The organism is Pseudomonas sp. BF-R-19, assembly GCF_019956445.1.
Taxonomy (GTDB): Bacteria; Pseudomonadota; Gammaproteobacteria; order Pseudomonadales; family Pseudomonadaceae; genus Aquipseudomonas; species Aquipseudomonas fluorescens_BH.
On record NZ_JAHBDN010000081.1, the window covers coordinates 251,310 to 274,331 of the forward strand.

Consider the following 23,022-nt stretch of genomic DNA (forward strand, 5'->3'; position numbering starts at 1 on the left):
CCCCCGGGAATTCAGCGAAAACGTGAGTTACATCGTACGCTCACAACTCATAAAAGCACTTTGTGGCAGGTGAAATCTGACGATAGGGTCACATGGACAGTCGCGCAATGCCGCTATGTGCATGGTTGCAATATGGGCATCGGTAACGGCTGAGCTTTGTAACTGGCCTGCCAGCGAGACCATCCAGAACACTTTGCACCCACGGTCGCCCCTATCACTGCCATCCCCTCGGAGAAGCCCATGCGTCAAGCCCTCCTGATCATCGACGTACAACCCGGCTTCGCCCCGCCGCAGTGGCTGATCGACGGTATCCAGGCGCTCATCGGCACCCTGCCCAGTGTCGCCACGGTCGAGCGCCATGACGAATCCATAACCCCCTTCGAAAAACAGCTCGGCTGGCACCCCGCACCGGACGATGACAGCCTGATCCCGGCCGACCGCATCTTTATCAAGCACGGCTACGCGCCCACACCGGAAACCATCGACTACCTGAAAAGCCTCAACGTCGAACGCGTGCTGGTGTGCGGCCTGCAGACCGAGACCTGCTGCCTGGCGGCGGGGTTTGCTCTGTTTGATGCGGGGTTGCAGCCGACGTTGATCACGGATTTGACGGTGGGGTCTTCGCTGGACCGGACGGGCGGGTTGGGGGTCAGGCTTTGGGAGCATCATTTCAAGCACACGGTAAAACTGGCGGATTTGTAAGCTGTTATGTTCACGCAAAAGCCATCGTTTCACTCGAACAATTCACCTAGTTCTTCAAGCGTTGGCAGTGCTGCCGGAATCACAGAAAGCTCACAATCCAATGCGCACAAAACTCGGGCAAACGCGACCATTGCAACGGTGGATGTACCCTTTTCCACGGCAATAACTTTCTGTCGCGGCAACCCGGAAAGCTCGGCAACTCTTGCTTGCGTCAGTCCGAGACTCTTACGCTTTTCACGTATTTGGTGCCCCAGGCGGGATAGCAGAAGAGATTGATCCATGTTCGGTTACCGTGACATTGGTGATCGAATGTATTGCATACAGGACATTACTGCGAATCGATTTGACTTAGCATCCAAGCGGTTACCCATCTCGACGCCTTCCTCACGTCCTAGGAAATTTCCCGCAAAACGCATCGCCTTTCATGAACTGGCGGATGCTGCCTCTCGAAGATAGCCTTCGTCGGTCACTGCAAATCAGTGATCGGCTTTGACAGGCTGAAGAGCTACCTTCCACTCTTCCCGATAAAACGGCATGCTTCTGCGCGTTCTGTCTTATGGTGGCTGTGCGTGGGGCATCTTCGGATGCACCGGTTTTGTTGCTCTCCGGTCTGTCAACCCGCGTACAGCTGCCACCCACATCTGATTGACAGCAGATAGCTGGCAGCTCCTTCAACCAAAGACGGAGCACAATCATGAAAAAACATAGTCCCAATCCGCCAAACACTGCACCTGACTCAACAACCGAAACACCCGACTTTTCCAACCTCTCCGACCTCACCGAACCCGCCATCAGCGCCCGCCTCCGTAACCCCAATCACCTCGACCCCATCAGCCACGTCTTCACCCTGCGCCCCAACATCGACACACCGTCCCTGCTCACCCACGCCAGCGAAACCCTGGCCTCGCTCAACGTCATGAGCACCGACCTTGCCTGCGAGCTTGAGAGTTCGCGTCGCAACATCGCCCTGGCGATCCAGCAGTTGGCCGTGCTGGCGCAATTGCTGGTGAACCGGGCACTGGACAACATTGCGCCACTCGACGAAGTGGAGGCTTGAGATGGATCGATACGTCCTGATGGCCGGCGATTTGCTGGATGTGGTTGGGCGACGGCTGCAGATGCAGGTTTGATCCTGGAAAATGGGCGGTCTCATTGGGACCGTCCAACGCCAGAGCCACGGTCATCGCAGCACACCACGGACACTTGAACGTGGTTTCGGACGAACCCGCAAAGCCCTTCTACACTCAATCCGCAATCGCCCTGTAACCCCTGTCGAATAGGCCTCCATGACCACCCTCACCGACCGTTTGAAGCAAGGCAAGGATGCGCGCAAGAAGTGTTCCCGCAGTTCGCAAGCAGCCTTGGGCAATGTCGACCGCGACCCCATACCGCTGATCAAGGCATCGAGTGAAGGACGCGTCAAATCGCTGGTGGAGTTGCGCTACGGACGCATGCTGGTGTCGCCTTTCACCTTCTATCGCGGCAATGCGCTGCTGCACGCCCACGACCTGGCGGGCACCTCGAACATGGGGCTGGTTTCGCCGATTTGTGGCGATAGCCACTTGATGAACTTCGGCGGTTTCGCAACGCCTGAGCGCAATCTGCTGTTCAGCGTCAACGACTTCGACGAAGCCCATCCCGGGCCGTGGGAGTGGGACTTGAAACGCCTGGTGGCGAGTTTCCTGGTGGCCGCCCGCGACTTGCGCCATGGGGAATCCGTTGAGGAAACGATCTGCCACGAAGTGGTGCAGGCCTATCAGCAGACCATGCTGGAGTGCGCCGAACAGAGCTCGCTGGAAACCTGGTACGAATCCATCAGCTATGACGACCTGCTGGCGCAGGCCAACAAGAGCACCCTGGACCATGTGGAACGCGCCATCGCCAAAGCCGAACGTCGCACCCATGCCGAACTGCTGCCGAAAATCAGCGAACGCGACGCCCATGGCCGTCTGATCATTCGCGATGACCTGCCGGAAATTTTCCACCTGCACAAAAACACCACGCTGCTGGACGCCGATGACGACTGGTTACGCCTCTCGGACTGGCGTCCGCTCTACGACACCTTCATGCGCGACTATCGCGGCACCTTGCAAGCGGACCGCCGTGATCTGCTGTTGCGTTTTCACGTTCAGGACATGGCGTTCAAAGTGGTGGGCGTGGGCAGTGTCGGCACCCGTTGCCTGGTGGCGCTGCTGACCGACGATCAGCAGTTCCCGCTGTTCCTGCAATTCAAGGAAGCGCGACGCTCGGTGCTCGCCGGCTACGTGAAGACCAGGTCGCGGGTGCGGCATGAGGGGCAACGGGTGGTCGACGGCCAGCGGTTGATGCAATCTGCCAGCGACTTGTTCCTCGGCTGGACCACCGGTCCCAGCGGGCGACATTTCTATGTGCGGCAATTGCGCGATATGAAAATCTCCGCCGAACTCGAGACCTTCGATGGCGACGCATTCGCCGCCTATGGCCGGCTCTGCGGCCGGGCCCTGGCACGCGCTCATGCCAAGTCTTCCGGACACGCGGCGGTGATCAGCGGCTACATCGGCAAGAGCGATGCACTGGCCGACGCGCTCTATAAATATGCCCAGGGCTATACCGAGCACAACGAGCGTGATTTCGAGCGGTTCCAGCAAGCCTGCCGCAAGGGTCGCTTGCGTGCCCGGTCGGAAGCCGACTTTGCCGCCGATCATTTGCCGTAGCGGTGTCGCAGGCTCTGGTACGGGGCTTGGAGCGAGATGAATTTTTCTTCACCCCACCACCCCGCGCCAGCCTGTACATTTCGCTCGCTCATTCAAGAAACTACGGTTTGCCCGTCCTCCCGCGGGCTTTTTTTTAAAAAAACCCGCAGCCCTTTCGGAGTGCGGGTTTTGCGGTTCAATCGTCAGCTCAATTCACAGATTGAGGCTGAGCCGCCAACACCGGTTGTTCCGCTCTGGTGAGCACCGGCTGTTCCAGCCTCGCTCGCCCGTAGAATGCCAGCGCCGTCAGCAAACACGCCAGCCACACGAAGATCCCGGCCCAGAAGGTGTGGGACATGTAGTGCCACCCTTGTAATACCCGCGTTGTGCCATAGATGAATCCAAGGGTCAGCGAGCCGTACATGATCGCTTTCGAATAGCGCCAGCGATAACGGCGCGCCACGAAGTACAACGCCAGCATGGTGAAACCGCCCGACGCATGTCCGCCCGGCCAGCAGCGCCCCTCACCGGCGACTTTCAGCAGGTCGAAATTCTCATACCACTCAATGTGCTCCATCTTGCCGCCGTACTGGGTCGTCTCGATCGGGCAATACACGCTGGTGTGGCCCTTGAGGTAGTGAATGACCCCGGTACTGATGGAAAAAGCGAACACCACGTAGAGAAAGTCGCGTCGATGACGGTTGGCAAAGCGCAGTACCGGTGCGACTTTGATTTTTTCCAGGAAAGCGATGATTTTCGAGTGTTTTTCAGCCTTCAGACGCGGCCAGAGAAATGACAGCAAGGCACCGATAATCGCAATTTCACCGGTCCAGTTCGGAATGATCCTCGCCCATTTGTGGGTAATTTTTTCGAACAGATGGACCTGGTCCAACGGGTACGTCTGCGTCACCGGATCAAAAAAGTAATTGTTGAAGGCGATGTCGATGCTGGTCATGTCGAACATCAGGAACACCGCGACCGCGCAGGCCAGCGGAATACCAAAATTCACCCAGTAAAAGCGGGAAGCGGTCTGCATGCTCAGTCCTGATTCGAAGGGATGGTTAAATTCAACGGGGCGTCACGGTCGGCCAATCCGAGGCCTCGATAAAGCCAAGCATGCGCGGAGTGTGCGGCGTTTCGGCGGAGATAAACAAAGAGGCCCCGTAACCCAGGGTCGAAGTCGGCAAATGGAGGTCTTTTTCCAGTTGGTCCATGCATTCGCTGTGGGTCACCAGAATCAGGTTGCGCCCGGCCACCTTGTGCGCCAACGCGTCGCGCAGCATGGTGCCCTTGCAACTGATCAACCAGTCTTCGCCCATGCCGACCTTGTTGAACATGAAGCTGGCGGTCTGCGCCGTACGCAGAATCGGGCTGTTGTAGATATCGGCCTTGTCCAGGCCCAGGTTCTGGAAGTGCGCACCGACACCCATGGCGACACGGCGCGAGCGCTCGGTAATGCCATCGTTGCCAACCAGGCAAGGCGCCGAGGAGTGATCGCAGCGCTCGACGTGGCGCACCAGCACGATGACGTCGCCCTTGGCCCACCCGGTCATCAACGCCTGTGCACCGGGCACATTGCCGTGAGCCAGGTCCGCAACGGCGGCAGGTCGCAGCAAGAACACCGTCAACGGGATCACCAGCAACGCCGAGGCCAACACCACCGCAGCGTTGCGATAACGGGCGAAGCGGCTCAGATCGATCGAGCGTTTTATCCCGAAAAGACTCAGTCTTAATTCCACATCAAGCCGCCTCGCCGGCACGCACTACCTCATTAGATCCAGGCAGGTTAAAGAAACGCGCGTCAGTGACTGGTGAAACGCATGTGAAAAAAAGCTTAAAAGCGCTGTAAAAATCTTGTTACACAAACCCTGCGGAAAAATCCTTTCAGCTCCCGGGATTGCTGCCGATACATCCTGCTTACACAGCTTGGCGGCTTCCAATAAAAACAATCTTCCAGCCAACCGACGATAAAGAAGTACCAAGTTCCTGGAGGAATGTGATGAATAGCTGGTTCGGCAACATCAGCGTAAACCTGAAACTGGGCCTGGGGTTTGGCCTGGTCCTGGCACTGACCTGCGTCCTGGCCCTGACCGGCTGGACCAGCCTGGGCGGGCTGATCGACCGCAGCAACTGGATGAGCGACATCACCCAGCTCAACGCCGGCCTGACCAAGCTGCGCGTGGTTCGCCTGCAATACATGCTGACCAACGGCGACGAAACCGCCGCGCAGAACGTGCAGACCACCCTCGACGCCTTCTCGGCCCAGCAGCAAGACCTGCTGGCGAAGTTCAAGAGCCCGGAAAACCTCAAGCTGCTGCGCGAGCAAGGCACTGTCATCGACGCCTACAGGACGTCCCTGGGCAAGATGCGCAGCGCCTATCGCGCCGGCAACAGCGCCCGCGACGCCATGAGTGCCAACGCCGAAACCGCCAACACGCTGATCAATGACATCAATACCCGCGTGCAACAAATGCCGTTGAGCGACCAGCGCTTCGAACAGTTCCAGGCCATCACCGCGGCCAAGGAAGCGTTCCTGCTGGCGCGCTATGAAGTGCGCGGCTACACCGCCAGTACCAATGCCGAGACCGAGCAAAAAGCCGTCGGCCAACTGGACGCCGCCATCGCCAGCCTGAAACCGCTGAACGTGCATTTCGCCGACTCCCGGCAAGACGCCCTGCGTCAGCTGGAAACCGCGTTGGGCAACTACCGCAGCGCCTTGCAGACCTACAAGGCCGCCAGCAATGCCGCAGTGCAAGCGCGCCAGGAAATGACCGACCAGGGCGCCGCCATCGTGTCCCAGAGCGATCAGCTGTACCAGATCCAGCTCGACCGCCGTGACGCCGAAAGCGCCCGGGCGCGCACTCTGCAGCTGATCAGCACGTTGCTGGCGTTACTGGTGGGCGTCATTGCCGCCGTGGTCATCACTCGCCAGATCACCCGACCATTGCGCGAAACCCTGGCGGTGGTCGATCGCATCGCCAGCGGTGATCTGTCCCACAACGTGCTGGTCACCCGTCGCGACGAACTCGGCGTGTTGCAGCAAGGCATCGCGCGCATGGGCGTAACCCTGCGCGACTTGATCAGCGGCATCCGCGACGGCGTGACCCAGATCGCCAGCGCCGCCGAAGAGCTGTCGGCCGTGACCGAGCAGACCAGTGCCGGGGTCAACAGCCAGAAAGTCGAGACCGATCAGGTGGCCACCGCCATGCACGAGATGACCGCCACGGTGCAGGAAGTCGCGCGCAACGCCGAAGAAGCCTCGCAAGCTGCTGCGGCAGCCGACGGCGAAGCCCGTGAAGGTGACAAAGTGGTCAACGAAGCCATCGCCCAGATCGAGCGCCTGGCCAGTGAGGTGGTACGTTCCACCGAGGCCATGAGCGTGCTGCAACGGGAAAGCGACAAGATCGGCAGCGTCATGGACGTGATCAAGGCAGTCGCCGAACAGACCAACCTGCTGGCGCTCAATGCCGCCATCGAAGCGGCCCGTGCCGGTGAAGCCGGTCGTGGTTTTGCGGTGGTGGCCGACGAGGTCCGCGGCCTTGCCCAGCGCACGCAGAAATCCACCGAGGAAATCGAAGGCCTGGTGGCCGGCCTGCAGAACGGCACGCAACAAGTGTCGGCGGTGATGAACAACAGCCGCGTCCTCACCGACAGCAGCGTGGCCCTGACCCGCAAGGCCGGCGAGTCACTGGAGAACATCACCCGCACGGTGTCCAACATCCAGTCGATGAACCAGCAGATCGCCGCCGCTGCCGAACAGCAAAGCGCCGTGGCCGAGGAGATCAGCCGCAGCATCATCAACGTGCGCGATGTGTCTGAGCAGACCGCTGCGGCGAGCGATGAGACCGCCAAGTCCAGCATTGAACTGGCGCGGCTGGGTGGTCAATTGCAGCAGATGGTGAGCCACTTCCGCGTGTGACATTCGCCTTGCTGTGAATGAAAGATCCCTTCGCGAGCAGGCTCGCTCCCACCGGCAGAGAGTCGAACACAGACTCTGTGAACGACCCAAAACCCTGTGGGAGCGAGCTTGCTCGCGATTGCATTGTGACTGTCTGCGCAGAGACTCAGGCCTCCCAAGGATTGATGACCTCAATCCCGGGAAATCCGAAGTCGCGAATATTGCGGGTGGCTATAGCAGCCCCATGGCTTCGGCAAATGGCAGCAATTTGCGCATCGGCCATTGAAACCGCACGCCCATTGGCTTCAGCACCTGCTGTCAGCGTTGCGTACTCAACAGCGGCATGAGCATCGAACGGCAAAATGCGTCCGGCAAAGTCCTCTTCGAACATTGCCATGGCATGGGCTTCAAGTTTTTGTTTGCGCTTGCCCGAAGGCAGGCGTGCGATGCCGTGGAGTATTTCTGCCACCGTTACCGCACTGACTGCCAGATCCATCGATGGCTGCGCATCAACCCAGGCAAGCACCCGGGTTTCAGGCTCAACCCGCATAAACTCTGAAAGAACGTTGGTATCGAGCACGATCATTCAGAAAAATCCACCGCCGTCGCTTTCTCTGAACGCTCTGGCAGATCAAGCTCGACTCCGCCCAGAGCGCTGAATCTGTTGCGGATCCTGCTTCCAAGTCCACCGGCGCGATCAACAGTCGCCAAGGCCCGGCCCAGAATCAGGCGAGCCTCTTCTTCCATGGAATGTCCGTTATGAGCCGCCGTGATGCGCAGCTGCTCCTTGAGCTTCTCATCAAGGTTTCTAATTGTGATGCTGGCCATGATGCCTCCTGCAATCAATGAAATCATTGATTGCAGGCTAACACATCCTGGCAAACCAAAACCCGGCCATCTTCCGAATGGCCAATATCACCGCGTCCCGCGCTGGCGCAATGCCGACGGCATGAAATACGCGTCTTCCGGCACCGGTTGGGCGAAGTCCACTGTGGCCGGCTCTTCGTTATCCAGGTTCTGCACGTAGTAACGACGCGCCTGCAAGTCATGGAATACGTCCAGTGCACTCCAGGTGGTGGGCAGGTCGTAGAAGTTTTTCAGGTAGGCCATCGACACCCGCCACAACTCCCCTCGCCCGTCATATTGATCTACCAATGCGGCGCCCCAACTGTCCTCGTCGAGAAACAGCACGCGCTTGGAATAGATATGCCGCGCGCCTGGCTTGAGCGTGCCTTCGACCACCCAGACCCGATGCAGCTCATAACGGGTGAATTGCGGGTTGAGGTGGCCCGGTATGAGCAACTGCTCGTACTTCACCTCAGGGCTGCCGACTTTGTAGTTGTTATAGGGAATGTAGACCTCTTGCTTGCCCTTGAGCTTCCAGTCGTAGCGGTCTGGCGAGCCGTTGAACATGTCCGTATCGTCCGCCGTGCGCAGGCCGTCGGATGAGGCGATCGGGGTGTCATACGCGAGGTTCGGCGCCCGGCGCACACGGCGTTGGCCCGCGTCGTAGACCCAGGCCTGACGCGGGTCCTTGAGCTGGTCCAGGGTCTCGTGAACCAGTGCCGCACCGCCTGCCAGCCGGGCCGGGCTCTTCACGAACGCCAGGTAGTAGAACAGGATGTTCTTCAGGTCGGCAAACTGCCCGCCCGGGCGGTAATAGTTGAAGAGCCCTTCCTGCTGCGAGGTCACGAGCGCGAAGCTGCCGTTGCGTTGTACCGGCGCTTCGGAGGCACGACGGACCACATAGATGCCGCGATAACGGGTGATGTGGTTCCACAGCACCTCGATGCCATCCTTGGGCACAGGGAATGGCACACCGCCATAGGCATCGGCAAAACCGCTCCCGCCATCGAGCAGCTTGGTCGCGGTCGCATTTTTCAAGGTGTTGTCATACAGCCACTGCGGCGCCGAGCCCGACCGGCGAGAGGGATAGACCGGCATCTGGAAGGTGTCGGGGTAGCTGTTGAACAGTGCGATCTGACCCGGGCTGAGGTGGGCCTTGTACTGTTCAAGGTTGGCCTTGGTGATGGTGAACAACGGCTTGTCCCCCGCATAGGGGTCCAGGTGATGCTGGCTCGGCTTGTAGCCCGCCGGCGCCTGGCTGATACCGCCGTTCCACGCCGGAATGGTCCCGGCCGCGTTGCCGGCACGCTCGGCCCCCATCGGCGTCAGCGTGGTCTTCAATTGCTCGGCCTGCTGGGGCGTGATCGCGGCCAGCGCACAGCCGGCGGCCAGGCTCAGGAACAGCGCCAGCGTGGTCTTGGTCAATCGTGAAGTGTGAAACATGATCGTTCTCCGAAAAAATCCAGCAGGTCTGCAAAACACAGCAGATCCCCTGTGGGAGCGGCGGTGCGGCGATCCGACTTGCTCGCGAAAGCGGTGTGTCAGGCAACATGTATTTTGGATATGCCGCCCTCTTCGCGAGCAAGCCCGCTCCCACAAAGGGTTTGTGCGCATCAATCAAAGGAAGTACTTGAGGTTGAAGCCGACGTTGTCGCGGTCACGCAGGCCGTTGTCCTGCCCACCACCGTAGAACTCGGTGTATTGCAGCTCGGCCTCCAGCTTGTTCTGGTAGTTGGCCTTGACCCCCAAGGTGTAGGCCTTGCGACCCTCGATGACGTTGCCCGCCTGATAGCTGTTGCCCTCGAAGTCATCCTTGTAGACGACATAAGGCGAGACGTTGACCCCGGCATACACGTCGTTCCAGGTGCCGTTGAGCATCGCGGTGTAGCTGTAGGAGTTGCGGTTGACCTGGTCGCTGCGCTCGCCGCCGGACACATAGGAAAAGTTGCCGGTGCCAGCGTAGTAACGGGTACTGCCGTCATACGCGGTGTATTGCAGGCTGCTGCCGCGCAGGTGCTCGGACGCCAGCTCGAATACGCCGAACAGCGAGTCGAATGACAGGCTCGGGCCAAAGTTGTAAATCGTGCCCAGGGACGTGTTGAACGCTTCCACCCGCTCGGCGTTATTGATCTGGCTGTCGAGCGTGACCTGCTGCCCGCCGATGTTGATGGTCTGGCCGCCTGCCGCTGCAGCGGCGCCGTTGGCCAGGTCGCCGATCAGGTCGTTGGTGGCGGCGACCCCGATGGGCAGGTTCGGCCGATAGGCCACTTCACCAAACACCGACGCCTGGCCCAGGGTGGTGTTGAAACTGAAGCCGTACATGCGGATGTCTTCGGCGTAGCGCCGATGCGCCTGGATATTGCCCAGCACATCCATGGTCGCCAGGCCGTTGGCCAGTTGCCCCGCCTGACTGCCGGCGACACCGGCCAACAGGTTGGTCAGGGCGTTCATGTCGATGCCCTGGTACCCGCCCAGATCGGCGGAAATGGTTGGCTCCTTGGCGTGGTAGTTGACCATGTATAACCCGAACTCGGTGCTGTTGAGCTCTTCTACGATGTAGCGAAAAGCGAAGCCGAACTGGCCGTCGTTGCGCGCATTGAAATCCTTGCCGACCGTGGCCACTTTGACGGTGTTGCCAAAGGCCGGGGTGACCCCGTTGGCGTACAGGCCGGTGGTGCTCAGGGCCTGGTTGAGCAGCGGGTTGTTGCCTAGCGCGCTGTACAGATCGATCACGTTGCCGAAGCCAGGCACCGGGGTGTCCAGCGCGGTACCGCTGAAGTTGTTGTAGGCAGTGTTGCCGCCGTCGGCGAACAGGTCCGTCTGCGAGTAGAACGTGCCGACCGGGTCGATGCGGGTTTCCTTCCAGTTCGTCTGGTAAAAGCTTTCCATGGTCAGGCTGTCAGTCAGGCCGATGTTGAAGCTCAGCGCTTCCACCGGTACCAGCACTTCCTTGACTTCGGCACCGGGCAGACGGTACTTGGCCGCATCCACCGGATTGGTGGTGTTGATCCCGCCACGGTAGAAAATCCCCTCGCCCCAGTTGAACACCTGGCGCCCTATGCGTGCCGTGAGCGGCATCTGCGCGACGTCCCAGTTGCCATAGAGATACGCGTCGAGCATCTCCACCCGGCTGCCGGCGATATCGCGGGTCTGGTCCGTGAAGTGGTCGTCCTGCGGGAAACTCTGGCTGGGTTGCGACGGGTTGTTGTTGCGGTAATAATCGTTGCGCTTGTCCATCAGTTGGGTGTCATAGAACGCGGTGCCGCGCACAAACATCCCGTAGTTCTGATAGTTGGCCTCGAGCTCCGAGGTGATCTTGTACACCTCGGAAACCAGCCCGGTGTCGAAGTTGCGATTGCCGTCGTTGGTGTTGACGTCATCGTTGTTCTTGTCCCGGCCCTGGACCCGCCACAAGCGGCCATAGGACAAGGTACTGTCGAATGAACCGGTGATCTGGTTGTCCAGCACGCTGAACTCCTTGGCCTGCACGCCGTCGACCGCGCACAGTTGCAGCAGCCCTGCCAGGCCCACGCCGGGAAGCGCCGCGCCAGACAGGCGAAATCGAGTGCTCATGATCCTTTCCTCTTTCCCTGGCTTTATTGTTTTTGTGTTCTGAAGCTATTGCTGCGATGGCTGTGGCGCCATTCCCGCACGGGCGTAAATCCGGCTGTGGGCGCCGAAATGCCCCAGCAGTTTGAACAGCTGCCGGTTAAGTGCCGGATGGTCGAAGTCTTCGCGCTGCAGCTGATTGCCGCTGCTGAAATCACTGGTGATCGGTGCCGTGTCCAGCCACTGGCCGATGGCCTCATCAAACGTCGCGGATTGGTCGACGGACTCGGCACTCACCACTTCGCGCAGGTAGTCCACCGAGTACGGCGGATAACGGGCGTCCTGTGCAGAATCGACATAAGCGTCGAGCATCGGGTGTGCCTGGCCGGCGCGCAGCAGGCGACGAAGCCAAGTCGACTGATACTTCTCCACTTCCATGTGCCGGGTGGCGACTCGTTCGATGGCTGCATGTTTGTCCGCATCGAAGCCGGCCAGGGCCTTGCCTTCCAGCACCAGCAGGCTCGCCAGTTCGACACCGGGCAGCGGCTTGGCGTGATAAGGCTGGGTCATGTCCTGAACGTGGTGCAGGCCCCAACCGAGAAATCGATAACCCCAATATGGATGGCCAGTGGCAAACGCCAGTCGCGCCAAGCCCATGTACTGGTAGGCGCGCCAGTCCGGCCAGCTGCGCTGAAGAAATCCGGCAGCGGCGTACACCACCGGGCTCTCATGGAAGAAGCCCATATGGAAGGGCGCCTGGGAGCTGTACTGAAACCGCGCGTCACCGAAGGGCTGCGGGCCGAAGCCGTACAACGCGCCGACTTCGCCGGGGTTGTCGCTGAACAGGTTGATGTCGTGGCCGTAATCCGGCTCGTCGGCGGCGCTGGCCAACACGGCCAGGGGCGCGACTTGCTCGTGGTCAGCCACTAGGATGAAGCGCTGGCGATTCCACGGTGAGAGCGTCTGCTCCACCATGACTTGTTCGGCCTTGAGGTGTTCACGCTCGGGCAGATCCTTGCCCGGCATCGGCTGGATGACCATCGCCAGATGAATTCCGGGATTGATGCGCAGTGCGGTGAGGAAGTCGTGGCGCAGATTGTCCCCGGGCACGGCAGGTAATCGCAGGTTGTCGGGGCGCGGCGGGTATTGGGCGAAGTGCTCGCGGGCGAAACGCTCCTGCTCATCGAGCAGCGCACTTACGGCCTGGTATTGCTGCGAAAGAAACTGTTCCAGCGGCTCGACTTCGACCTGCGGTGCATCACGCAACGTCGGCAAATCCTGCAACGCCAGGTAGCTGCCCACCGTATGGTTGGACCAGCCCCAGGCTGTCGGGGCCGTTGCACAAAGCAGCAACAGGAGGAATGTCAGCTTCATTGCCTGGTTCTTATTGGATGTGCAGTGGGGGTTGAGCCTAACAACCGACCCCGCCCCTGACACTGTCCAATCTCACCAGAAAAGTTCTCCGATAGCGCCACATGCAAGGTAGAAGAAACACCACAGTTCATTGTGGGAGCGGCGGTGCGGCGATCCGACTTGCTCGCGAAGGCGGAGTGTCAGTCGCCATTGATGTCACTGACACATCGCCTTCGCGAGCAAGCCCGCTCCCACAGGGAGATCTACGGTGTTCTTTCAGGCGGGGTAACCGGTGATTTTGCGGATGCTCTGGTACAACGGTTTGAGCTGTCGATACATGCGCAGGTAGACCTCTTTGTACAGTCGCTCATAGATCTGCTGCGCCTCGGGTTGCGGCATGAATACCGCACCGACCCGCGTCATGGCGGCCATCGCCGTGGGGAAATCCGCGTGCAGCCCCAGCCCCACCGCGCAGCAAATGGCCGCGCCCAGGCCGGACGCTTCGTAGACATGCGGACGCTCGGCCGGCAGGCCGAAAATGTTCGCCGTGAGTTGCATCGCGGCATCACTCTGCGAACCTCCTCCGGCGACGCGCAAGCGCGTGATGGAGACCCCCGAACGTTTCTCGATCTTCTCCATGCCCTGACGCAAGGCATACGCCAGGCCTTCGAGGATCGCCCGGTAAATGTGCGCGCGGGTATGCACGTCGCCGAAGCCGATCATCGCACCCTTGGCTTCCACACCCGGATCGCGGATACCGGGCGACCAGTAGGGTTGCAGCATCAACCCCATGGAGCCCGGCGGCACGGCGTCGACCAGCGCATCGAAGAGTTGCTCGGGCTCCACGCCCTGGGCTTTGGCCTGCTGCATTTCCCGCAGGCCGAACTCGTTCTTGAACCAGCTGACCATCCAGTAGCCGCGATAAATCATCACCTCGCAGTTGTATTGATCCGGCACCGCGGACGGGTAAGGCGGAATCAATGGGACGATTTCCAGGTAGCGCGACCGGGTGCTGGTGATCGTCGCCGTGGTGCCGTAGGAAAGGCACACGGTGCCTGCATCGACGACACCGGAACCCACGACTTCGCAAGCCTTGTCGGCACCCGCGGCGATCAACGGCAGCCCCTCGGGAATCCCGGTGTGGCGGCTGGCCTCGGCGCTGATGTAGCCCAGGGTTTCACCGGGCTTGTGCAGGCTCGGCAGTTGCTCGGGACGCACCGCCAGCGCCTGCCATTTCCAGTCGGCGGGGGCGGCCCAGCGCAAGCGCTTGAAGTCGAACGGCAGGTAACCGACGCAACAACCCACCGAATCGACAAAGCGCCCACAAAGGCGATGGGTGAGAAACCCCGAGAGCAGCAAAAACTTGTCGGTCGCCGCCCAGACCTCAGGCTGGTGTCGGGCGATCCAGTTGGCCTCGGCCTGGGCGCGAAAGTAGTCCACCGTGGCTTGCGCGCCGACCAGTTTGAACAGCCAGCCCCACGGCCCCTTGATGCCGCCTTTGACTTCAGCCTGGCGTTGATCGAGCCACAGGATCGCCGGGCGCAGTGCCTTGCCCTGGGCGTCGACGTTGATCACGGTGCCGCGCTGGGTGGTCAGGGAGACACCGGCAATCTGTGAACGATCGATGCCGGTTTGCTGCCACAACTGTTGGCAGGCCTCACCCAGTTTTGCCCAGTAATATTCCGGGTCCTGCTCGGCCCAGCCGGGTTGAGTCGAGTAATAGGCCTGCAACTCGACCTTGCCTTTGCCCAGCAGATTGCCCTGCAGGTCGAAGAGCAGCGCGCGCACGCTCTGGGTACCATTGTCGATGGCCAACAGGTAACGCTTGTTCGGGTGGTTATCCATGGAGCTCTCTTCAATGGGCATCAATGCGCGGCATCCGGCAAACCATGATGGCGTTGCCACAACGCCCGATAACGCTGTAATTCCTGCTGCCAATGCTCATCGTCCCAGCCCAGTCGCGGTTGGCAGAGTTGGCGAATGGCAGCGAAATAATCCTCGCCACCGCGCGGCAGCAACAGGCCCAGGCGGGTTCGGCGCAGCAGCAGGTCATCCAGGTGCAGGACCATTTCCGCATCGCAGGCAACGGCCAGTTCCGCCCACAAGGTGTCAGTGCCGCCGACGTTGTCGTGGCCCAGTTCGGTGATCAGTTGCGCCAGCCTCGGCAGGTCACGGCCATGCCGCCCGGCCAGGCGCCGCCACCGGTTGGCGCTGAGTCCCGGTATCGCCAGCGGCGGCACAGCGGCAAACACTGGCGCAGCGTCATCCTTGAAGGGACGCTCGAGCATGCTCGCGCAGGCCTTGAGCACTTCGATCGCCTGCGGGCGAAAGGTGGTCAGCTTGCCGCCGGCCAGGGTCACGCAACCCGGCTCCTGCCACAGCACATGCTCACGGGTTTCATTCGACGGTTTGTCTTGATGCTCGCCCGCCGCACTGCCCACCACCGGGCGCACGCCCGACCAGGTTGACAGCACATCGGCAGCGACCACCTCGGCCTGGGGGAACTGTTGGCTGCAGGCCGCCAGCAGATAGTCGAGTTCCTCAGGACTGATGCTCGCGCTCTGGTCCAAGTCGCCGTGATGATCGAGGTCCGTGGTGCCGACCACCGTGGCACCCTCCCAAGGGAAAACGAACACCGGTCGACGGTCGCGCTCGTGGAGGAAGGTGAAGGCTTGCGCCACTGGCAGGCGCCAGCCCGGCAACAACAGATGACTGCCACGCAACGGGCGCAACTGGCGAGGGGCATCGGGCAGGCGCAAGCGCTCGGCCCACGCGCCGGTGGCCACGGCCAGCACAGCACAACGCAATGTCAGTGATCCGCCGCCCTCGCAGTCTTCGACCTGAACCCCGCAAACGCGCCCCTCCTCACGCAGCAATTGCTGCACGCGCACGCCATTGAGCACCACGCCGCCGTCGGCCCGGGCCTCGCCCAATACGCGCATCACCAGGCGGGCATCATCGGTCAACGCATCGACAAAACAGGTGCCGCCCAGCAGGTCATCTTCCTTCACCCCAGGCGCCAGATAACGCAGTTGTTGCGCGTCATGGAAGTGATGGCTGCGCCGCCCGGCCAAGGCGTCATAGATGGACAGCAAACCACCCAGCACCCGCGGTCCGGGAAAACCACCACGGTAATGCGGCATCATGAAACTCATCGGCTCCACCAGCCCCGGCGCTTCGTCGAGCAGGCGCTGGCGCTCGCGGACCGAATCGCGGGTCAGGCGCCACTGGCCCTTGGCGATATAACGCAGGCCACCATGGACCATTTTCGAGGAGCGGCTGGAAGTGCCCCAGGCGAAATCGCGCTGCTCCAGCAGCAGGCAGCGCCAGCCACGGCGCGCGGCTTCGCGCAGGATACCGGCACCGCTGATGCCGCCGCCGATGACGATCAGGTCCCAGGTTTCATCCGCCAGCGTCGGCAGCACCTGCTGTCGCCACGCCGCGTTCCAGTCCAGGCTCATGGCCGTCACTCCTGCAACAGCGTGCCAGGGTTCAGGCGCCCGGCCGGATCAAAATGCCGACTCAGTGCCTGCAGGGTTTCCATCGCCAGCGCGCCCTTCTCCCGCCGCAGGTACGGCGCGTGATCCTTGCCCACGCCATGCTGGTGACTGATGGTGCCGCAGTTGTCGACGATGGTCTGGCTGGCCGCCTGCTTGAGTGCCTGCCAGCGCGCCAGGGTGGCGGGATAGTCCGCCGCCGGGCGAAACACATAGGTGGTGTAGATGCTCGATCCTTCGCCGTAGACATGGGAAAGGTGGGTGAAGACATGCACCCGCTCGCCTTCGGCAGCCAAGGCGTCGCGCAGGCTGTTTTCGATCAGCGTGAGGAGGTTATCGACGTTGCTCCAGTCAGTGGCCGTTTCCAGGGTGTCCACCACGTAACCGGCGTTCCACAGGTTTTCGCGCAAGTAGGGAAAGCGAAAACGGTTCTGCACCCACTTCTTGCCGAGCAAGGTGCCGGTAAACACCCCGCCGAACGCCTTGAGGTGCTGCCGGGCCTGACGCAGGGACAGCGCATTTTGCCGACGATTGCCGGTCACGCCGAACGTCAGCAGGCATTTGCCCGCACCGGCGCCGCGCAGGGCCAGGTACTTTTCCAGCCAGGCGATCTGCTGCGGGTGACCGGCCAGCGCCAGCTGGGTTTCGGTTTCCACCGCGTTGGACAGGCGCAGCATCGACAGCGGCACGCGCGCCTGGGCCAACTGGCGGATGGCTTGCAGCGCCTTGGGCCAATCGGGCAGAAACACCCCATAGAAACGCTCGTCGGCAGGCAGTGCGCTGACCCGCACCTTCACTTCGGAAATGATCCCGAAACGGCCCTCACAGCCCAACACCACTTCGCGCAGATCGGGCCCGGCCGCCGAGGCGGGAAAGGAGGCAATTTCCAAAGGTCCGGCAAAGGTTTCCAGGGTCCCGCCGGCGAACAGTTGCTCGATCCGCCCATAGCGCAGCGACTGCTGGCCACTGGAACGGCTGGCGACCCAACCACCCAGGGTCGACAGCTCCCACGACTGCGGGAAATGCCCCAGGGTGTAACCACGGGCGCGCAACTGACTTTCCACCTGCGGTCCACTGGTGCCAGGGCCGAAGGTGGCCAGCAGGCTCTCTTCGTCGAGGTCCTGCAGGCGATTCATGCGGGCCAGGGAAACCGTCACCACCGGCCGCGTGGAACTCGGTGGGTTGATGTGACCGGCCACCGAAGTGCCGCCGCCATAAGGAATCAGGCACAGGTCCCGTTCATGGGCGAGCAGCAGTAACCGGCGAATCTGTTCAGCGCTCACGGGATAGGCCACGGCGTCGGGATAATTTCCCAGCTCGCCCTCACGCAACGCCAGCCAGTCCGGCAGGCTCTGGCCGCGAGCATGCAGCAAACGATCATGGGCATCCACGCTGTACAAGAAGTGTTGCTGCAACCGCGACGGGGGCACGCGGGCCAATGCCGTCTCAAGCGTCGCATCGGGCAGCGCTCGACCGTCACCTACCCGCTGGGCGAGAAAACTCGCGCCCTGGGCCGGCAGTTCGACCACCGTGGTTGCATCTCCCCAGCCGTTCCAGCGTCGCATGCGTGTGTCCTTTTGCGGTTCTGATCAGTGATATTTCAGGCCCCCATACTAGTCAGCCGCCCGAAAGTGTCACGGTCGCATCCGGCCAGTTCGAGTAGCCAATTGAGTCAAACGTCGCGCAGGCGTCAGCCATTTACTTTAGCCGTGGTTTCAAATTACCTTTCAGGGCATTCATCCGCGCACGCGGGCCTTGATCAAAGGAATACGATCATGCAATCCCTGGGTTTCACTTCAGTTCCGCCGCTGCTCAAATACCTGCGTCATGCCGAACAACTGGGCATGGCCATCGAGCCTGCGTTGGCGGCTGCCGGGTTGCAGGCGCAGCAGTTGAGTGACAACAGCCTGCGGTTGCCGGGTGAAGCCCATGAGCGGCTGCTCGATTATTTCTGCGAACACTCGGGCGATGCGTTGTTCGGTCTCAACGCCGCACGTTTCGTGTTGCCCAACTCCTGGAGCGTGCTGGGTTACATCACCATGAACTGCGCGACACTGGGCGACGCCATGAGCCGCATCATGCCGTTCGAGAAGCTGGTGGGAGACATGGGCGTCAGCCGCGCCGAGGTGCAAGGCAGCGAGGTGCACCTGATCTGGACATGCCGCCATCAGCGCCCGCGAATTCGCCGGCACCTGGTGGAAAACGTGCTCGGTTCCTGGCTGCAATACGCGCGCTGGATCGCCGACACGCAAATGTCGCCGGCCGCCGTCTGGTTGGAGCATGCCTGTCCGGTCGACACGACGCTGGCAGAGTACGAGCAATTCTTCGACTGCCCGGTACTGTTCAATCAGCCTTATTCGGCGCTGATTGTCCCGTTGCCGTATTTGCAGTTGCCATTGCGCCAGGCCGATGCGCAATTGCTGCGCACGCTGGAAGAACATGCCCAGGGATTGATGGCCACACTGGAGGACGCGTCGCTGGAACAGCGGGTCAAAAGCATCCTGCGAAAGTTGCTCAAGGAAGGTCTGCCACGCAAGGAGCAGGTGGCCGAGCATCTCGCCGTGTCAGTGCGCACGCTGCAACGCCAACTGCATCTGGCCGGTACGTCGTACCAGCAGATCCTCGATGACCTGCGCCAGGAACTGGCCGAGCATTACCTGCTCAACAGCACCCTGCCGATTCAGGACATCGCCCAGTACCTGGGTTTCACCGAACCCCGCTCGTTTCACCGCACGTTCAAAAGCCGGCGCGGGATGCCGCCGGGTGAGTTTCGCCAAACCCACCGGGTTTGACGCAGTCCTCGAAACTCACTGAAAACCCGTGCGCAAGTCCCCTTCCCGGGCCAGGAACCGCCCTTCCCTGCGCCCGTTGGCCTGGCCATCGCGGTAGCTCAACACACCGTTGACCCATACCCCTTCGATGCCTTGCGCCGCCCGCTGCGGGTCGTTGAAATCGGCGACATCACGGATGGTCGCCGGATCGAACAACACCAGGTCCGCCCAATGGCCTTCGCGTATTTCACCGCGCGCCTTCAAACCGAAGCGTGCCGCCGACAGCCCAGTCATTTTGTGCACGGCGGTGTGCAGCGGGAATAGTCCTACGTCACGGCTGAAATGTCCGAGCACCCGAGGGAATGCGCCCCACAAGCGTGGGTGTGGAAACGGGTCTTCCGGCAAGCCGTCAGAGCCGACCATCGACAGCGGATGCGCGAGGATTCTGCGGACATCCGCCTCATCCATTCCGTAGTACACCGCACCGGCCGGTTGCAGTTGGCGAGCGGCCTCCAGCAACGGCACATTCCATTCGGCGGCGATGTCCATCAGGTCGCGGCCGCCCATCTCCGGGTGCGGGGTCGACCAGGTGATGGTGATGCGATGGGCGTCAGTAACCTGCTTCAAATCCAGCGTCGAAGAACTCGCTGCATACGGATAACAATCGCAACCCACCGGGTGGGTCTTCGCCGCCTGTTCGAGGGACGCCAGCAGCTGCGGACTACGCCCCCAGTTACCGGCGCCAGCGCATTTGAGGTGGGAAATGATCACCGGACTTTGCGCATGGCGACCGATCTGGAACGCCTCGTCCATGGCCTCCAGCACCGGTTCGAATTCGCTGCGCAAATGGGTGGTGTAGACCGCCCCGAAGGCGGTCAATTCTTCGGTCAGTTGCATCACTTCCTCGGTGGATGCCGAGAAGGCGCTGGCATAGGCAAGGCCGGTGGACAGGCCCAAGGCACCGGCCTCAAGGCTTTCGCGCAATTGTTCGCGCATCGCGCTGATTTCTTCCGCCGTGGCGGTGCGAAACAGGTCGTCCAGATGATTGCTGCGCAACGCCGTGTGGCCGACCAGCGCGGCGACGTTCAGTGTGGTGTTCGCCGCTTCTACCGCCGCGCGGTAGTCGCCGAAGGTCGGATATACGAACGCAGCGGCCGTGCCCAGCAGGTTCATCGGGTCCGGTGGATCGCCGCGCAAACTCACCGGTGACGCACTGATCCCGCAGTTGCCGACGATGACCGTAGTCACGCCTTGGCTGAGCTTTGGCAGCATCTGCGGCTGACGAATCACCACAGTGTCGTCATGGGTGTGCACGTCGATGAAACCCGGCGCCAGCACATGGCCCTGCGCATCGATTTCCTCGCTGGCACGGGCATCGCGCAAGTCGCCGATACGCTCGATGCGCCCGTTGAGAATGGCCACGTCGGCGGGGTAACCGGGGCTGTTGCTGCCGTCGATGATCAGGGCGTTGCGAATCAGCGTGTCGTACTGCATGTCAGTCTCCCAGCGGCAAGTGATCGTCGCCGCCGCGGTATTCGTCGAGGGCGAGTTTGATCCGCCGCAGACGTTCTTGATTGTCTTCAGGATTGGCCAGGGCCAGCTCGGTGGCGAGCACGTCGATGGCCAGCAGCATGCCGTAGCGCGCCGCCGTGGGTTTGTAGATGAACGAGGTTTCGGCGCTTTGCAGAGGCAGGACGATGTCGGCCAGTTGCGCCAGCGGCGAATCGGCACGGGTGATGGCCAGAATGTGTGCGCCATAGTTGCGCGCCAGTTCCACCGTTTCAATCAGCTCCGGGGTGATCCCGGTCAGCGAGCAGACAATCACCACGTGTTCGGCACTGAGGCTGGCGGCGGTGACGCGCATCATCACCGCATCGTGGCACACCGCAATCGGATAGCCGAGGCGCACCAGGCGCACTTGCAGTTCATCGCTGCACAGGGTCGAGCAGCCGCCCATGCCGAAAGCGTGAATCATCCGCGCCTTGCCCAGCAGTTTCACCGCATCGGCGAAACGCGATTCATCGAACGCGGCCAGGTGCTGGCGCAAGGTCGATTCGATGTCGCCCACGATCTGCCCGTAGAACGCCGACTGTTCGGGCGTGCCCGCCGGGTCGAGAAACCGGCTGCCGACGCCGCTGGCCTGGGCCAGTTGCAAGCGCAAGTCACGCAGGTCCTTACAGCCGACCGTACGGGCGAAGCGCGACAGCGTGGCGCTGCTGACCTCTGCCCGTAGCGCCAGTTCATCGAGGCTGGCGGAGGCGGCAAATCCTACGTCGTCGAGCATCAGGCGGGCGATGCGTCCTTCACCGGCGCTGAAGGAGTCCTGACGGGCGCGGATCTGGTAGAGGATGTCCATGCAAGTGGCTCCGGCTAAATCAGGTAAGAAAGGCCAACGGTCAACGCGAAAGCAACGACCGAGATCAACGTCTCGAGCACGGTCCAGGTCTTGAAGGTTTGGGTAACGGTCATGTTGAAGTATTCCTTGATCAACCAGAAACCGCCGTCATTGACGTGGGAAAAGATAACCGACCCGGCGCCAGTCGCCAGCACCAGCAACTCCGGATGGGGATAACCCAGACCAATGGCAACGGGTGCGACCACGCCTGAAGCGGTGGTCATGGCCACAGTGGCAGAACCGGTGGCGATGCGCATCAGCGCGGCAAACAGCCAGCCCATCAACAGCGGCGACAAATGAAATTCGTGGGCCAGGCCGACGATCTGGTCAGTGACGCCGGCGTCCACCAGAATCCGGTTCAAACCACCGCCGGCGCCCACCAGTAAGGTGATGCTTGCGGTCGGCGCCAGGCATTCGTTGGTGAACTTGAGGATCGATTCGCGGTTGAAGCCCTGGGCCAGGCCGAGGGTCCAGAAGCTCAGCAATGTGGCCAGCAACAGCGCGATCACCGAGTTGCCGATGAACAGCAGGAACTGGTTGAAACCACTGCCCGGCGTGGAAATCAGATTGGCCCAGCCGCCAATCAGCATCAGCACCACCGGCAACAGGATGGTCGCCATGGTGATGCCGAAACCCGGCAGGCTGTCGCGCGGTTCACGCTCAAGAAACTGGCGTTCCAGCGGGTTTTCCGCCGGCAACTGGATGCGCGGCACGATGAATTTGGCGTACAGGGGACCGGCGATGATCGCGGTCGGAATGCCGATCAGGATCGCGTACATCAACGTCTGCCCCACAGACGCCTGATACACCTGCACCGCCAGCATCGCCGCCGGGTGCGGCGGCACCAGCGCATGCACCACCGAAAGCCCGGCGACCATCGGCAAGCCGACCATCAGGATCGACACGCCCACGCGCCGCGCCACGGTAAAGGCAATCGGCACCAGCAAGACGAAACCGACTTCGAAGAACAGCGGCAGCCCCACCAGAAACGCGATGGTCACCATCGCCCAATGCGCGTTCTTCTCGCCAAAGCGGTCGATCAGCGTACGGGCCACCTGCTCGGCGCCACCGGACTCGGCCATCATCTTGCCGAGCATGGTGCCCAGCGCCACCACCAATGCGATATGCCCCAGGGTCTTGCCGACCCCGGCCTCGTACGCCCCCACCACACCCGACGGCGGCATGCCCGCCACCAGCGCCAGGCCGATGGAAATCAGGGTGATGACAATGAACGGGTTGAGTCGGTAACGGGCGATCAGAACGATCAGTGCAATGATGGCGATGGCGGCATACACCAGCAGCCAATAGCCGAAGGACAGGGTCATGCGGTACTCCTCGA

Annotated in this window: 19 protein-coding genes and 1 pseudogene; 6 read left to right on the forward strand and 14 right to left on the reverse strand. The window is 61.4% G+C overall.

The features are described from left to right. Positions 1-240: 240 nt before the first annotated feature. Complete coding sequence (locus KGB28_RS24160) at positions 241-702, forward strand: isochorismatase family protein (RefSeq protein WP_223448173.1); 462 nt, start codon at positions 241-243, stop codon at positions 700-702. Positions 703-731: 29 nt separating this feature from the next. On the opposite strand, the gene KGB28_RS24165 is transcribed toward KGB28_RS24160, so the two are convergent. Continuing rightward, complete coding sequence (locus KGB28_RS24165; RefSeq protein ID WP_223448174.1) at positions 732-983, reverse strand: helix-turn-helix transcriptional regulator; 252 nt, start codon at positions 981-983, stop codon at positions 732-734. A 413-nt stretch (positions 984-1,396) separates the two neighbouring features. Here KGB28_RS24165 and KGB28_RS24170 point away from each other — a divergent pair, with 413 nt between their 5' ends. Both KGB28_RS24170 and KGB28_RS24175 read left to right on the forward strand, forming a co-directional pair. After that, positions 1,397-1,759 (forward strand): DUF6124 family protein, encoded by a 363-nt coding sequence (locus KGB28_RS24170; RefSeq protein ID WP_223448175.1) that lies wholly within the window; start codon positions 1,397-1,399, stop codon positions 1,757-1,759. A gap of 229 nt (positions 1,760-1,988) precedes the next feature. After that, positions 1,989-3,395 (forward strand): DUF2252 domain-containing protein, encoded by a 1,407-nt coding sequence (locus KGB28_RS24175; RefSeq protein ID WP_223448176.1) that lies wholly within the window; start codon positions 1,989-1,991, stop codon positions 3,393-3,395. Positions 3,396-3,582: 187 nt separating this feature from the next. Here the strand turns inward: KGB28_RS24175 and KGB28_RS24180 are convergent, their stop codons facing one another. Beyond that, positions 3,583-4,410, reverse strand: a complete 828-nt coding sequence (locus KGB28_RS24180) for a phosphatase PAP2 family protein (RefSeq protein ID WP_223448177.1) — start codon at positions 4,408-4,410, stop codon at positions 3,583-3,585. A gap of 31 nt (positions 4,411-4,441) precedes the next feature. After that, a complete protein-coding gene (locus tag KGB28_RS24185; RefSeq protein ID WP_223448178.1) occupies positions 4,442-5,113 on the reverse strand; it encodes a histidine phosphatase family protein in 672 nt (223 codons plus the stop codon). Between the two features lie 395 nt (positions 5,114-5,508). Between KGB28_RS24185 and KGB28_RS31870 the strand changes: the two are divergent. Together KGB28_RS31870 and KGB28_RS31875 are read left to right on the forward strand one after the other, a co-directional pair. Continuing rightward, positions 5,509-6,387, forward strand: a pseudogene (locus KGB28_RS31870) (methyl-accepting chemotaxis protein); the annotation flags it as partial. Positions 6,388-6,588: 201 nt separating this feature from the next. After that, positions 6,589-7,293 (forward strand): methyl-accepting chemotaxis protein, encoded by a 705-nt coding sequence (locus KGB28_RS31875; protein WP_411740600.1) that lies wholly within the window; start codon positions 6,589-6,591, stop codon positions 7,291-7,293. Between the two features lie 145 nt (positions 7,294-7,438). Here the strand turns inward: KGB28_RS31875 and KGB28_RS24195 are convergent, their stop codons facing one another. The 8 genes from KGB28_RS24195 to KGB28_RS24230 all read right to left on the reverse strand — a co-directional run bounded on the left by KGB28_RS24195 (position 7,439) and on the right by KGB28_RS24230 (position 18,082). Beyond that, complete coding sequence (locus KGB28_RS24195; protein ID WP_150728357.1) at positions 7,439-7,858, reverse strand: type II toxin-antitoxin system VapC family toxin; 420 nt, start codon at positions 7,856-7,858, stop codon at positions 7,439-7,441. Continuing rightward, positions 7,855-8,100 (reverse strand): FitA-like ribbon-helix-helix domain-containing protein, encoded by a 246-nt coding sequence (locus tag KGB28_RS24200; RefSeq protein WP_046038645.1) that lies wholly within the window; start codon positions 8,098-8,100, stop codon positions 7,855-7,857. Before KGB28_RS24200 ends, KGB28_RS24195 begins: the two co-directional genes overlap by 4 nt. A gap of 87 nt (positions 8,101-8,187) precedes the next feature. After that, positions 8,188-9,561: a DUF1329 domain-containing protein gene (locus KGB28_RS24205; protein ID WP_223448180.1), complete on the reverse strand. Its 1,374-nt coding sequence runs from the start codon at positions 9,559-9,561 to the stop codon at positions 8,188-8,190. A 174-nt stretch (positions 9,562-9,735) separates the two neighbouring features. Further along, positions 9,736-11,691 (reverse strand): DUF1302 domain-containing protein, encoded by a 1,956-nt coding sequence (locus tag KGB28_RS24210; protein ID WP_223448181.1) that lies wholly within the window; start codon positions 11,689-11,691, stop codon positions 9,736-9,738. 45 nt (positions 11,692-11,736) lie between these two features. Then, positions 11,737-13,041, reverse strand: a complete 1,305-nt coding sequence (locus KGB28_RS24215) for a phospholipase (protein ID WP_223448182.1) — start codon at positions 13,039-13,041, stop codon at positions 11,737-11,739. 255 nt (positions 13,042-13,296) lie between these two features. Next, a complete protein-coding gene (locus KGB28_RS24220; RefSeq protein WP_223448183.1) occupies positions 13,297-14,865 on the reverse strand; it encodes an FGGY-family carbohydrate kinase in 1,569 nt (522 codons plus the stop codon). 20 nt (positions 14,866-14,885) lie between these two features. Beyond that, positions 14,886-16,481, reverse strand: coding sequence for a glycerol-3-phosphate dehydrogenase/oxidase (locus KGB28_RS24225; RefSeq protein WP_223448184.1), 1,596 nt, complete (start codon positions 16,479-16,481; stop codon positions 14,886-14,888). A 5-nt stretch (positions 16,482-16,486) separates the two neighbouring features. Beyond that, positions 16,487-18,082, reverse strand: a complete 1,596-nt coding sequence (locus tag KGB28_RS24230; RefSeq protein WP_223448185.1) for an FAD-binding oxidoreductase — start codon at positions 18,080-18,082, stop codon at positions 16,487-16,489. 210 nt (positions 18,083-18,292) lie between these two features. Here KGB28_RS24230 and KGB28_RS24235 point away from each other — a divergent pair, with 210 nt between their 5' ends. Next, positions 18,293-19,309 (forward strand): AraC family transcriptional regulator, encoded by a 1,017-nt coding sequence (locus KGB28_RS24235; protein WP_223448186.1) that lies wholly within the window; start codon positions 18,293-18,295, stop codon positions 19,307-19,309. A gap of 15 nt (positions 19,310-19,324) precedes the next feature. On the opposite strand, the gene KGB28_RS24240 is transcribed toward KGB28_RS24235, so the two are convergent. From KGB28_RS24240 to KGB28_RS24250, 3 genes are read right to left on the reverse strand one after another with little or no spacing between them, the layout of a single operon-like run. After that, positions 19,325-20,782: an N-acyl-D-amino-acid deacylase family protein gene (locus KGB28_RS24240; protein WP_223448187.1), complete on the reverse strand. Its 1,458-nt coding sequence runs from the start codon at positions 20,780-20,782 to the stop codon at positions 19,325-19,327. A gap of 1 nt (position 20,783) precedes the next feature. Further along, the gene (locus KGB28_RS24245; RefSeq protein WP_223448188.1) at positions 20,784-21,644 is read right to left on the reverse strand and encodes a MurR/RpiR family transcriptional regulator; all 861 of its coding nucleotides are present in this window, start codon (positions 21,642-21,644) and stop codon (positions 20,784-20,786) included. A 14-nt stretch (positions 21,645-21,658) separates the two neighbouring features. Beyond that, positions 21,659-23,008 (reverse strand): gluconate:H+ symporter, encoded by a 1,350-nt coding sequence (locus KGB28_RS24250; protein WP_223448189.1) that lies wholly within the window; start codon positions 23,006-23,008, stop codon positions 21,659-21,661. Between the last annotated feature and the right edge of the window lie 14 nt (positions 23,009-23,022).